A 12835-nucleotide genomic window follows, 5' to 3' on the forward strand; every position below is an offset into this window, starting at 1 on the left:
CGTCTGAAGCTTTTCAGACGGCATAAATGCGTTTTGACAAAATCAGTAAAAGACATTGCCAAATAGAAAATACTGATAATGCCCACAATCTGAAACCCCATCCTTCCCGCAAAAACGGAAAATCAAAATCAGAAACCTAAAATTTCGTCATTCCCGCGCAGGCGGGAATCCGGTTTTTTGAGTTTCCGTCATTTCTGATAAATTCTCGTCGTTTTTCATTTCTAGATTCCCGCATGCGCGGGAATGACAAAATTAAAGTTTCAGAATTTATTTGAACAACAAACTAGATTCCCGCTTTCGTGGGGATGACGGCGGATAGGTTTTGTTGTTTCGGATAAATTCCTGTTGTTTTTTGGTTTCCAGATTCCCACCTTTAAAAGAATGACGTAAGAAAGCAGAAATAAGAACACGGGGATTTTTTAAATTTGCAATATTCTTTTCTAAAGACATTTTACCCAATGCCCATAAACAAAAATGCCGCCTGAAGCCTTTCAGACGGCATTTTCCCATCAAAACCGCAATCAGTTTTTCATCGATTGAACCGGTGCGGGAATCCTGCCGCCCCGGTTGACGAACACTTCGCACGAACCTTCTTTTGCCGGCATTACAGGCGCGTAGCCCAACAGACCGCCGAACTCGACGCTGTCGCCGACGGTTTTGCCCGTTACCGGAATAATGCGCACGGCGGTGGTTTTGCTGTTGATCATGCCGATGGCGGCTTCGTCGGCGATGATGCCGGAAATGGTGTGCGCGGGCGTGTCGCCGGGAACGGCAATCATGTCCAAACCAACGGAGCAGACGGCGGTCATGGCTTCGAGTTTGTCCAGCGTCAACACGCCTGCCTCGGCGGCGGCAATCATACCTTCGTCTTCGGAAACGGGGATAAACGCGCCGCTCAAACCGCCGACCGCGCTGGAAGCCATCATGCCGCCCTTTTTCACGGCATCGTTCAGCAATGCCAAAGCTGCTGTTGTGCCGTGCGTACCGCAGACGCTCAAGCCCATTTCTTCAAGAATGCGCGCCACCGAGTCGCCGACGGCGGGGGTCGGTGCCAGCGACAAATCGAGAATGCCGAACGGGATATTCAGCATTTTTGAGGCTTCGCGGCCGATGAGTTCGCCCACGCGGGTGATTTTGAAAGCGGTTTTCTTCACGACTTCGGCGACCTCGGTCAGGCTGACCGCGTCCGAATTTTCCAGCGCGGCTTTGACCACGCCTGGACCGGATACGCCGACATTAATCACAGCATCCGCTTCGCCCGAGCCGTGGAACGCACCCGCCATAAACGGATTGTCTTCCACCGCGTTGCAGAACACGACGATTTTGGCGCAGCCGAAACCTTCGGGCGTGATTTCAGCCGTGCGTTTGATGGTTTCGCCTGCCAGCTTGACCGCATCCATATTGATACCGGCACGCGTGCTGCCGATATTGATGGAGCTGCACACGATATCGGTAGTTTTCATCGCTTCGGGAACGGAACGGATCAACACCTCATCCGAAGGCGACATACCTTTTTGCACCAGCGCGGAAAAGCCGCCGATAAAGGACACGCCGATGGCTTTGGCTGCCTTGTCCAAAGTCTGCGCCACGCTGACATAACTGTCGGCTTTGGTCGCCGCCGCGATTTGGGCAATCGGCGTAACGGAAATGCGCTGATTCACAATCGGCACGCCGTATTTGGCGGAAAGGTGTTTCGCCGTTGCCACCAAGTCTTTGCCGACCGTGGTGATTTTGTTGTAAATGTTTTGGTTTAACACGTCGATGTCGGTGCTGATGCAGTCGTGCAAATCAATGCCGATGGTAATGGTGCGGACATCAAAATTCTGGTCGGCAACCATTTTGACGGTTTCTAAAATTTCGCCGGATTGGATACTCATCACATTCCTCCGACTCAAATGCGGTGCATCGCTTGGAAGATTTCTTCGTTTTGCATACGGATGTCAAGCGCGAGTTTTTTGCTCTCTTCCGCAAACAAATCCAAAATCTCCTGCCGCGATTTAGGGCATTTCGAGGTATCCACCAAGATAATCATAGTAAAAAAATCGTCCATCAGCTGTTGGCTGATATTGAGGATGTTGATTCGGTTTTCCGCCAAAATTTTGGAAACATCGTACACGATGCCGACGCGGTCTTTACCGATGACGGTGATGACTGAATTGTTCACAGGCTTACTCCTTGCAGATATCCGTTAAAATCCGAAATTATACCACCGTCGGATTTTGAAGAATATTGTCAACAATATATACATACAAAATGCCGTCTGAAACTATTTCAGACAGCATCAAGATTCAGGGTTCGATTAAATAACCATCCTTATCCCATTGGGTTTTCCTGACCAACTTGTCATCCTGATAAACAGCCTCGCTCTTTTTAGAACCATCTTCATACCACTCCAAAACCACCCCGTTGCGTTTATGGTGGCGGATAGACAGTTCCGAAAGTAATCGGCCGCTTTCATCCCAAGTCAGAATTTTGGCAGGCTCATCGTTGACCATAACCATTTCCGTCTTGATACTTCCATCGGCATACCATTGCTTCCATACGCCGTTCGCCTTATTTTGCTTAAACTGGATTTCGCTTTCCTTGCCGCCGTTACGGTAATAACGGTATCCCGTACCCTCACTCAAGCCATTTTTATAAGGCATAACCGCAGATTTTTTACCGTTCGGATACCAGTTGACCCATTCCCCGTCCGGCTTACCCTTGCTGAAGCCCCCCGCCATTTTTTTCTGACCATTAAAATGCCACAAAATCAACATACCGTTTTGCAGGGTAGGCACAAAAGATTTGATTTGCGTTGAAGCAACGATATAAGGTTCGGAATATTTCTTCATCGACGGATAATAAAAATCCTGCGCGTGTGCGATACCCGCCGCCACACTATATTGCCTGATATAAGCGGCAGAAGACATCGTCGCCGTCAGTTTCCCGTTCTGATTAAAATAAACAGAATAGGTCTGCGCCGGCAAAGCGGCCGAAAAACCCAACAGTACGATTGAAAATACAATCCGAGATAATTTCTTCATTATGATAGCGATATAAAAAACAATTAACTTATAAACAATATGGTAAGGATTTCTCAACCAAGCGTCAAACCCGAAACAATGTATCGTAAAAATGCCGTCTGAAAACAAATCGTCTTCAGACGGCATTTCCCTCCAACTCACTCTTCGCCCAATAACTGCTCGCGCGTCAAGAGGAAAACAAAACCGTCGCCCCCGCTGGTTTCCAACCAAGTAAAAGGCAACTCCGGATACGCTGCTTCCAATACATCCCTGTTATGCCCGATTTCCACCAGCAATACACCTTTAGGATTCAGAAACTTTGCCGCATTCAGAAGAATCTGCCTGGTGGCATCCAACCCGTCCGCCCCGCTGCCCAACGCCAATTCCGGTTCGTGCAAATATTCCTCAGGCAAAGCCCCAACCGACTCTGCATCCACATAAGGCGGATTGGAAACAATCAAATCATAAGTGCCTTCCAGTCCCTCAAACAAATCGGTATGAATAAGCTGAATACGCTCTTCCAGACCATAATCTTCAATATTGATCCCTGCAACTTCCAAAGCATCCAAACTCACATCAACCGCATCAATTTGGGCATCAGGATAATGGTGCGCCATCTGAATGGCAAGGCAACCGCTTCCGGTGCAAAGATCCAAAGCATTATGCACCAGCTCATCGTATTCTATCCAAGGTCGAAGTCCGTCACCCAGCAATTCATAAATAAAAGAGCGCGGTACAATCACGCGTTCATCTACATAAAAATCAAACTCCCCCTGCCAGGCCTGGTGTGTCAAATAAGCGGCAGGAATGTGTTCGACAGCACGACGCTCAATAACCGCCAGCACTTCCTCTTTTTCAGCTTCCAAGAGTTTTGCATCAAGATATGGGGCAAGCATATCCAAAGGCAAATTCAAAGTATGCAGAATCAAATAAACCGCTTCATCATGCGCATTATCTGTTCCATGACCAAAAAAGAGCCCTGCCTCATTAAAACGGCTGACTGCAAAACGTAAAACATCACGGATAGTCGTCAATTCTTGTGCGGCCTGATTAAACATAATATGAACCATTCTGCGTATAGATGCTTTTAATTATAACAGAAACAACAAGCAAACCTTTTCATATCGCCAAATAACCACTCAATCTACCCATACAACTACATAAATGCCGCGCGAAGACCATTGCCCGAACGGAAACGGCGATGGCGGACGGTATGGGCAACCTGATAGGCTGGGAAGAAACGGGGCTTGTTGAGGGCAAGCAGTGGATAACCGCAAAAGACGACAAGGTGTCCGATGTCTGCAATGCCAACGGCGGGATGGGCGTAATCGGTTTGCACGAGCCTTTCTCCCACGGTGCGTTGACGATACCCGAGCATCCAAATGGCAGGTGCGCGGTTGTTCCCGTTGTCGGGCGGACAGGCAAGCTGGCGAAAGGCAGCCGCGCGATGGAAACGGGCGATGGACGGCAGGTGAGGTTGTTTCCGTATCGGGCGGCGAATTGGGGGAATTTGCTGAAACAAAGGAGCTTCGTAAAGCGGCTATGCAGTATGCGCGTGATAACTTTGTCGGCAAAAGCTATGTCAATGAAAGCAGCGGGCATGAACTGAAGGTAACTTGGCAAGGTGTGAAACACGCTGCGTCAAAATCGAACAGCATCGAACTTTCCCTTATGGTCGCGCTTGATAAAGTTTTGATGAATGCAAAATATGAAGGAAGTTTTCCTAACAAATTAGGGAGGGATCATATTATTGCGGTACACAAATACTCAACCGGTGTCAGATTTGGCAATAAAGTCTTAAAAATCAGGATAATAGCCCGTGAGAAATTTGATGGGATAAAACATTACGATCATTTTATTTTGAAAGACAAATGAAAAAACCCTGTCCAGTATATCTGGGATAGCTTATGGAAGCATTTAACCCAGCCTCGGATAAGGCTTTAAATCCATCATGCCATTTATACGGTAAAAACAAGGGTCTGTACTAGATTAGCAGATATGTTACCCTCGAAATATGAAGATAACACACTGCAAATTAAAGAAAGAAGTACAAAAAGAACCGCTCCGTTCTTTTGTACCGGAAGTTACCGCCCGTTCTGCCGCCGATATTTTGGGTATCCATCCCGATTCGGCGGCACTGTTTTACCGTAAAATCCGCACGGTTGCCAACCATCGTTTGGCCTTGGCTGCCGATGAGGTTTTCGAGGGCCCCGCCGGGCCGGGCGGAAGCTGTTTCGGCGTACGGCGTAAAGGCAGACGCGGTCGCGGCGCGGCAGGAAAAGCGGTTGTCTTCGGCATTCCGAAACGCAACGGGCGGGCCTATACCGTTGCCGCGGACGATGCCGAGCCTGAAACGTTGCCCCCTGCCGTCAAAAAGAAAATCATGCCGGACGGTATTGTTTATGCCGATAGCCCGGGCAGCCGCGACAAGTCGGACGCGGGCGGTTTTACCCGTTGCCGCACCAACCGTTCCAAGGAATTTGCAGACCGTCGGAACCACATTAACGGCATTGGGAGCTTTTGGAATCAGGCAAAACGCGCCTTGCGAAAATACAACGGAATCGATCGTAAACCTTTCCCGCCGTTGTTGAAGGAATGCGAATTTCGACTTAACTTCGGCACACCGTCCCGGCAGCTAAAAATCCTGCGGGATCGGTGTGGAATTTAGGGATAATCTAGTACAGCCACAAAAATAAAATAGGGAGGGATGTCGTGATATTTGAAAAATCAATAAACGGCTGGAAATACCGCGCCGTAATGGAAATCAGAACCACGCAAAAGGAGCTTGCCTTGAACAGCCTTTATACAACAGACAGGATTGAATAGTCATGACAAAACCTGCGACGAGTAACTGTCAATCTTTCGATTCCGTCCTCATACATCCTAAGCGTCTTTGCAAATTCTGTTCAGTTATACCATTTATACAGACAGGAGCAAACCAATGACGAAGTTATACGCAGAAATCGCCGAAATGGAGGCGCAGGACGACGGCACGGTCAAAGTTTGGGGTTATGCCTCAAGCGAGGCGGTCGATTCGGACGGCGAAGTCATCGCGGCGGCGGCTATGAAGGCGGCGATTCCCGATTATATGAAGTTCGGCGAGGTGCGCGAGATGCACGGCAGCAACGCGGCGGGAACGGCGATTGAAATCAACGTGGAAGACGACGGCAGAACCTTTTTCGGGGCGCATATCGTCGATCCCGTTGCAGTGGAGAAAGTCAAAACGGGCGTTTACAAGGGCTTTTCCATCGGCGGCAGCGTTACCGCTGTCTGCTTAGGTTGAATCGGCATTCGTACGATTACGGCACACCGCCTAATCTGTACCTGCGTCTGTTGCGCCCAATACCAAAGGCTACCTGAAAATCTCCCAAACTTTTCAGGTAGCCTTATCACGTTTTCAACTGCCGCCACACGCCCAAAGACCGCCTGAAACCCTTTTTCAGACGTTCCGCTCTGATACACCCAACAAAACGCTGCCCGAACGCATGTTCAGACGGCATTTCCTTTGCATCGATTCATTCCCCGATATAGCGCAGGTCTTTCTCCAGCCATTTCCCTTCCAAACAAAGAACAAAAAAGCGCCGGCGGCAGCCGATGCCCCTTCCTTTACAGGTTCCCCTATTTTTTAACCGCAGGCAGCACCGGTTTGGCGGGGCCTTTTGGTGCGGGCGCGCCGACGGAAGCCTGGTCTTTCAGCTTCGCCAGCACCGCCGGACCGATGCCCTTCACCTTGATCAAATCGTCCACAGACTTGAACGCGCCGTTTTGCGCGCGGTATTCCGCAATGGCCTTCGCCTTCGCCGGGCCTATGCCCGGCAGCGCCTCCAGCTCCTGCTGCGAAGCCGCATTGATGTTTACCGCCGCAAGGGAGAAGGCGCAGGAGAACAGCATACAGAACAATACAAACATTTTTTTCATGGTTTTTCCTTTAAGGGTTGCAAACAACAAACCGCATCTTGCGACGATATGGCGGATTAACAAAAACCGGTACGGCGTTGCCCCGCCCCGGCTCAAAGGGAACGGTTCCCTAAGGTGATGAAGCACCGGGCGAACCGGTTCCGTACTATCCGTACTGCCTGCGGCCCGCCGCCTTGTCCTGATTTTTGTTAATCCGCTATAAAACGGGTCATTCTAAAATGAATATCCCAAAGTTTCAAGCCGTTCCTCCGCAAACCCGACCGGACACCGTACAGATGCCGTCCCGCCATCCCCGACATTTTTTCCGGGCAAAGCAAAAACCCCCGGATATCCGGGGGTTTTCTGAAAGGGTGTTTGGCAGTGACCTACTTTCGCATGGAAGAACCACACTATCATCGGCGCTGAGTCGTTTCACGGTCCTGTTCGGGATGGGAAGGCGTGGGACCAACTCGCTATGGCCGCCAAACTTAAACTGTTGCAAATCGGTAAAGCCTTAATCAATATATTCGGTAATGACTGAATCAGTCAGTAAGCTTTTATCTCTTGAAGTCCTTCAAATGATAGAGTCAAGCCTCACGGGCAATTAGTATGGGTTAGCTTCACGCGTTACCGCGCTTCCACACCCCACCTATCAACGTCCTGGTCTCGAACGACCCTTTAGTGCGGTTAAACCGCAAGGGAAGTCTCATCTTCAGGCGAGTTTCGCGCTTAGATGCTTTCAGCGCTTATCTCTTCCGAACTTAGCTACCCGGCTATGCAACTGGCGTTACAACCGGTACACCAGAGGTTCGTCCACTCCGGTCCTCTCGTACTAGGAGCAGCCCCCGTCAAACTTCCAACGCCCACTGCAGATAGGGACCAAACTGTCTCACGACGTTTTAAACCCAGCTCACGTACCACTTTAAATGGCGAACAGCCATACCCTTGGGACCGACTACAGCCCCAGGATGTGATGAGCCGACATCGAGGTGCCAAACTCCGCCGTCGATATGAACTCTTGGGCGGAATCAGCCTGTTATCCCCGGAGTACCTTTTATCCGTTGAGCGATGGCCCTTCCATACAGAACCACCGGATCACTATGTCCTGCTTTCGCACCTGCCCGACTTGTCGGTCTCGCAGTTAAGCTACCTTTTGCCATTGCACTATCAGTCCGATTTCCGACCGGACCTAGGTAACCTTCGAACTCCTCCGTTACGCTTTGGGAGGAGACCGCCCCAGTCAAACTGCCTACCATGCACGGTCCCCGACCCGGATGACGGGTCTGGGTTAGAACCTCAAAGACACCAGGGTGGTATTTCAAGGACGACTCCACAGAGACTGGCGTCTCTGCTTCCAAGCCTCCCACCTATCCTACACAAGTGACTTCAAAGTCCAATGCAAAGCTACAGTAAAGGTTCACGGGGTCTTTCCGTCTAGCAGCGGGTAGATTGCATCTTCACAACCACTTCAACTTCGCTGAGTCTCGGGAGGAGACAGTGTGGCCATCGTTACGCCATTCGTGCGGGTCGGAACTTACCCGACAAGGAATTTCGCTACCTTAGGACCGTTATAGTTACGGCCGCCGTTTACCGGGGCTTCGATCCGATGCTTGCACATCTTCAATTAACCTTCCGGCACCGGGCAGGCGTCACACCCTATACGTCCACTTTCGTGTTGGCAGAGTGCTGTGTTTTTAATAAACAGTCGCAGCCACCTATTCTCTGCGACCCTCCGGGGCTTACGGAGCAAGTCCTTAACCTTAGAGGGCATACCTTCTCCCGAAGTTACGGTATCAATTTGCCGAGTTCCTTCTCCCGAGTTCTCTCAAGCGCCTTAGAATTCTCATCCTGCCCACCTGTGTCGGTTTGCGGTACGGTTCGATTCAAACTGAAGCTTAGTGGCTTTTCCTGGAAGCGTGGTATCGGTTGCTTCGTGTCCGTAGACACTCGTCATCACTTCTCGGTGTTAAGAAAACCCGGATTTGCCTAAGTCTTCCACCTACCGGCTTAAACAAGCTATTCCAACAGCTTGCCAACCTAACCTTCTCCGTCCCCACATCGCATTTGAATCAAGTACAGGAATATTAACCTGTTTCCCATCGACTACGCATTTCTGCCTCGCCTTAGGGGCCGACTTACCCTACGCCGATGAACGTTGCGTAGGAAACCTTGGGCTTTCGGCGAGCGGGCTTTTCACCCGCTTTATCGCTACTCATGTCAACATTCGCACTTCTGATACCTCCAGCACACTTTACAATGCACCTTCATCAGCCTACAGAACGCTCCCCTACCATGCCGGTAAACCGGCATCCGCAGCTTCGGTTATAGATTTGAGCCCCGTTACATCTTCCGCGCAGGACGACTCGACCAGTGAGCTATTACGCTTTCTTTAAATGATGGCTGCTTCTAAGCCAACATCCTGGCTGTCTGTGCCTTCCCACTTCGTTTACCACTTAATCTATCATTTGGGACCTTAGCCGGCGGTCTGGGTTGTTTCCCTCTTGACAACGGACGTTAGCACCCGCTGTCTGTCTCCCGAGGAACCACTTGATGGTATTCTGAGTTTGCCATGGGTTGGTAAGTTGCAATAACCCCCTAGCCATAACAGTGCTTTACCCCCATCAGTGTCTTGCTCGAGGCACTACCTAAATAGTTTTCGGGGAGAACCAGCTATCTCCGAGTTTGTTTAGCCTTTCACCCCTACCCACAGCTCATCCCCGCATTTTGCAACATGCGTGGGTTCGGTCCTCCAGTACCTGTTACGGCACCTTCAACCTGGCCATGGATAGATCACTCGGTTTCGGGTCTACACCCAGCAACTCATCGCCCTATTAAGACTCGGTTTCCCTACGCCTCCCCTATCCGGTTAAGCTCGCTACTGAATGTAAGTCGTTGACCCATTATACAAAAGGTACGCAGTCACACCACTAGGGCGCTCCCACTGTTTGTATGCATCAGGTTTCAGGTTCTGTTTCACTCCCCTCCCGGGGTTCTTTTCGCCTTTCCCTCACGGTACTGGTTCACTATCGGTCGATGATGAGTATTTAGCCTTGGAGGATGGTCCCCCCATATTCAGACAGGATTTCACGTGTCCCGCCCTACTTTTCGTACGCTTAGTACCGCTGTTGAGATTTCGAATACGGGACTGTCACCCGCTATGGTCAAGCTTCCCAGCTTGTTCTTCTATCTCGACAGTTATTACGTACAGGCTCCTCCGCGTTCGCTCGCCACTACTTGCGGAATCTCGGTTGATTTCTTTTCCTCCGGGTACTTAGATGGTTCAGTTCTCCGGGTTCGCTTCTCTAAGCCTATGTATTCAACTTAGGATACTGCACAGAATGCAGTGGGTTTCCCCATTCGGACATCGCGGAATCATAGCTTTATTGCCAGCTCCCCCGCGCTTTTCGCAGGCTTACACGTCCTTCGTCGCCTATCATCGCCAAGGCATCCGCCTGATGCACTTATTCACTTGACTCTATCATTTCAAGAACTTCTTTGACTTCGTTTACCTACCCGTTGACTAAGTAAGCAAACTTGAAATCCCTACTTTGATAAAGCTTACTGCTTTGTTGTGTCTTAATCCTGCCTTTTGTGTTTCAGGATTAAGTCGATACAATCATCACCCAAATACTATGTTTGTTTTCTTTTCTCTTGCGAGAGATTTTTTATCCTTTGCAAAGAATAAAAAATCAAAACAAACTCATTGTCTTTGTTTGTTGATTTCGGCTTTCCAATTTGTTAAAGATCGATGCGTCGTTATTCTACTTCGCAAATCAAAATAAGCTGCTAAAAACAGCAAACTTGCTTTCATTTGTAAAGTTTTGGTGGAGGCAAACGGGATCGAACCGATGACCCCCTGCTTGCAAAGCAGGTGCTCTACCAACTGAGCTATGCCCCCGTTCTTGGTGGGTCTGGGAGGACTTGAACCTCCGACCCCACGCTTATCAAGCGTGTGCTCTAACCAGCTGAGCTACAAACCCGGTTTCCCTTCTTAAGCGAACCTTGCCTTCACTCAAGCTTCTTCCGCATCTTTTCAGTTTACCGATAAGTGTGAATGCCTAAAGCCCCTTCTTTCTCTAGAAAGGAGGTGATCCAGCCGCAGGTTCCCCTACGGCTACCTTGTTACGACTTCACCCCAGTCATGAAGCATACCGTGGTAAGCGGGCTCCTTGCGGTTACCCTACCTACTTCTGGTATCCCCCACTCCCATGGTGTGACGGGCGGTGTGTACAAGACCCGGGAACGTATTCACCGCAGTATGCTGACCTGCGATTACTAGCGATTCCGACTTCATGCACTCGAGTTGCAGAGTGCAATCCGGACTACGATCGGTTTTGTGAGATTGGCTCCGCCTCGCGGCTTGGCTACCCTCTGTACCGACCATTGTATGACGTGTGAAGCCCTGGTCATAAGGGCCATGAGGACTTGACGTCATCCCCACCTTCCTCCGGCTTGTCACCGGCAGTCTCATTAGAGTGCCCAACCGAATGATGGCAACTAATGACAAGGGTTGCGCTCGTTGCGGGACTTAACCCAACATCTCACGACACGAGCTGACGACAGCCATGCAGCACCTGTGTTACGGCTCCCGAAGGCACTCCTCCGTCTCCGGAGGATTCCGCACATGTCAAAACCAGGTAAGGTTCTTCGCGTTGCATCGAATTAATCCACATCATCCACCGCTTGTGCAGGTCCCCGTCAATTCCTTTGAGTTTTAATCTTGCGACCGTACTCCCCAGGCGGTCAATTTCACGCGTTAGCTACGCTACCAAGCAATCAAGTTGCCCAACAGCTAATTGACATCGTTTAGGGCGTGGACTACCAGGGTATCTAATCCTGTTTGCTACCCACGCTTTCGGACATGAACGTCAGTGTTATCCCAGGAGGCTGCCTTCGCCATCGGTATTCCTCCACATCTCTACGCATTTCACTGCTACACGTGGAATTCCACCTCCCTCTGACACACTCGAGTCACCCAGTTCAGAACGCAGTTCCCGGGTTGAGCCCGGGGATTTCACATCCTGCTTAAGTAACCGTCTGCGCCCGCTTTACGCCCAGTAATTCCGATTAACGCTCGCACCCTACGTATTACCGCGGCTGCTGGCACGTAGTTAGCCGGTGCTTATTCTTCAGGTACCGTCATCGGCCGCCGATATTGGCAACGGCCTTTTCTTCCCTGACAAAAGTCCTTTACAACCCGAAGGCCTTCTTCAGACACGCGGCATGGCTGGATCAGGCTTGCGCCCATTGTCCAAAATTCCCCACTGCTGCCTCCCGTAGGAGTCTGGGCCGTGTCTCAGTCCCAGTGTGGCGGATCATCCTCTCAGACCCGCTACTGATCGTCGCCTTGGTGGGCCTTTACCCCGCCAACCAGCTAATCAGATATCGGCCGCTCGGATAGCGCAAGGCCCGAAGGTCCCCTGCTTTCCCTCTCAAGACGTATGCGGTATTAGCTGATCTTTCGATCAGTTATCCCCCGCTACCCGGTACGTTCCGATATGTTACTCACCCGTTCGCCACTCGCCACCCGAGAAGCAAGCTTCCCTGTGCTGCCGTCCGACTTGCATGTGTAAAGCATGCCGCCAGCGTTCAATCTGAGCCAGGATCAAACTCTTATGTTCAATCTCTAACTTTTTAACTTCTGGTCTGCTTCAAAGAAACCGACAGGACAATGTTCAAAACATCATCTCGTCTGTCTTTCAAACAGTGCGAGGCCCAAGGCACTCACACTTATCGGTAATCTGTTTTGTTAAAGAGCGTTGCGAAATTATAAAGTATCCCTTCCGCCTGTCTAAGATATCTCTCGATATTTCCGACATTCCGTGCTATACTTTTCAGTTCGTCCGCCGCTTCGGCAGCGGCGAAGAACCGAACTATACGCCCGCAGGGGAAAACAGTCAATACTTTCAGCGGGATTTTTTTGGGGAAATTCG

General features: G+C 50.2%; 8 protein-coding genes, 2 tRNA genes, 3 rRNA genes and 2 pseudogenes. 3 read left to right on the forward strand and 12 right to left on the reverse strand.

All coding sequences use genetic code 11. The features are described 5' to 3' along the window. Positions 1–521: 521 nt before the first annotated feature. The 5 genes from HT085_RS06270 to HT085_RS06295 all read right to left on the reverse strand — a co-directional run bounded on the left by HT085_RS06270 (position 522) and on the right by HT085_RS06295 (position 4359). Positions 522–1877 carry a PFL family protein gene (locus HT085_RS06270; RefSeq protein ID WP_003691602.1) on the reverse strand — a complete coding sequence of 452 codons (1356 nt, stop codon included), beginning with the start codon at positions 1875–1877 and terminating at the stop codon, positions 522–524. A gap of 14 nt (positions 1878–1891) precedes the next feature. Continuing rightward, the gene (locus tag HT085_RS06275) at positions 1892–2164 is read right to left on the reverse strand and encodes an ACT domain-containing protein (protein ID WP_003691603.1); all 273 of its coding nucleotides are present in this window, start codon (positions 2162–2164) and stop codon (positions 1892–1894) included. A 124-nt stretch (positions 2165–2288) separates the two neighbouring features. Then, the gene (locus HT085_RS06280) at positions 2289–3026 is read right to left on the reverse strand and encodes a toxin-antitoxin system YwqK family antitoxin (protein WP_003691604.1); all 738 of its coding nucleotides are present in this window, start codon (positions 3024–3026) and stop codon (positions 2289–2291) included. Between the two features lie 137 nt (positions 3027–3163). After that, positions 3164–4063, reverse strand: a complete 900-nt coding sequence (gene prmB, locus HT085_RS06290; protein WP_014580280.1) for a 50S ribosomal protein L3 N(5)-glutamine methyltransferase — start codon at positions 4061–4063, stop codon at positions 3164–3166. A gap of 98 nt (positions 4064–4161) precedes the next feature. Next, positions 4162–4359, reverse strand: a complete 198-nt coding sequence (locus HT085_RS06295; protein WP_162098126.1) for a hypothetical protein — start codon at positions 4357–4359, stop codon at positions 4162–4164. Between the two features lie 35 nt (positions 4360–4394). Between HT085_RS06295 and HT085_RS06300 the strand changes: the two genes are divergently transcribed. The 3 genes and pseudogenes from HT085_RS06300 to HT085_RS06310 all read left to right on the forward strand — a co-directional run. Continuing rightward, a complete protein-coding gene (locus HT085_RS06300; protein WP_225577457.1) occupies positions 4395–4880 on the forward strand; it encodes an LPD3 domain-containing protein in 486 nt (161 codons plus the stop codon). A gap of 139 nt (positions 4881–5019) precedes the next feature. Further along, entirely contained in the window at positions 5020–5673 is a 654-nt protein-coding gene (locus tag HT085_RS06305) for an IS1595 family transposase (protein WP_172765676.1), read from the forward strand. 273 nt (positions 5674–5946) lie between these two features. Then, a pseudogene (locus HT085_RS06310) lies at positions 5947–6273 on the forward strand (hypothetical protein); the annotation flags it as partial. Positions 6274–6623: 350 nt separating this feature from the next. Here the strand turns inward: HT085_RS06310 and HT085_RS06320 are convergent. The 7 genes and pseudogenes from HT085_RS06320 to HT085_RS06345 form a co-directional block, all read right to left on the reverse strand. Further along, positions 6624–7019: a helix-hairpin-helix domain-containing protein gene (locus HT085_RS06320; RefSeq protein ID WP_003703428.1), complete on the reverse strand. Its 396-nt coding sequence runs from the start codon at positions 7017–7019 to the stop codon at positions 6624–6626. A 104-nt stretch (positions 7020–7123) separates the two neighbouring features. Continuing rightward, positions 7124–7240, reverse strand: a pseudogene (locus tag HT085_RS11815) (competence protein ComE); the annotation flags it as partial. Between the two features lie 35 nt (positions 7241–7275). Further along, positions 7276–7389 (reverse strand): 5S ribosomal RNA (gene rrf, locus HT085_RS06325). 96 nt (positions 7390–7485) lie between these two features. Beyond that, positions 7486–10377, reverse strand: a 23S ribosomal RNA gene (locus tag HT085_RS06330). 347 nt (positions 10378–10724) lie between these two features. After that, positions 10725–10800: transfer RNA gene (locus tag HT085_RS06335), tRNA-Ala, on the reverse strand. A 5-nt stretch (positions 10801–10805) separates the two neighbouring features. Then, positions 10806–10882: transfer RNA gene (locus tag HT085_RS06340), tRNA-Ile, on the reverse strand. Between the two features lie 100 nt (positions 10883–10982). Further along, a 16S ribosomal RNA gene (locus tag HT085_RS06345) occupies positions 10983–12523 on the reverse strand. Together the 16S, 23S and 5S rRNA genes with 2 tRNA genes alongside form the textbook arrangement of a ribosomal RNA operon. Between the last annotated feature and the right edge of the window lie 312 nt (positions 12524–12835).

The sequence above is a fragment of the Neisseria gonorrhoeae genome (genome assembly GCF_013030075.1).
Classification (GTDB): Bacteria; Pseudomonadota; Gammaproteobacteria; order Burkholderiales; family Neisseriaceae; genus Neisseria; species Neisseria gonorrhoeae.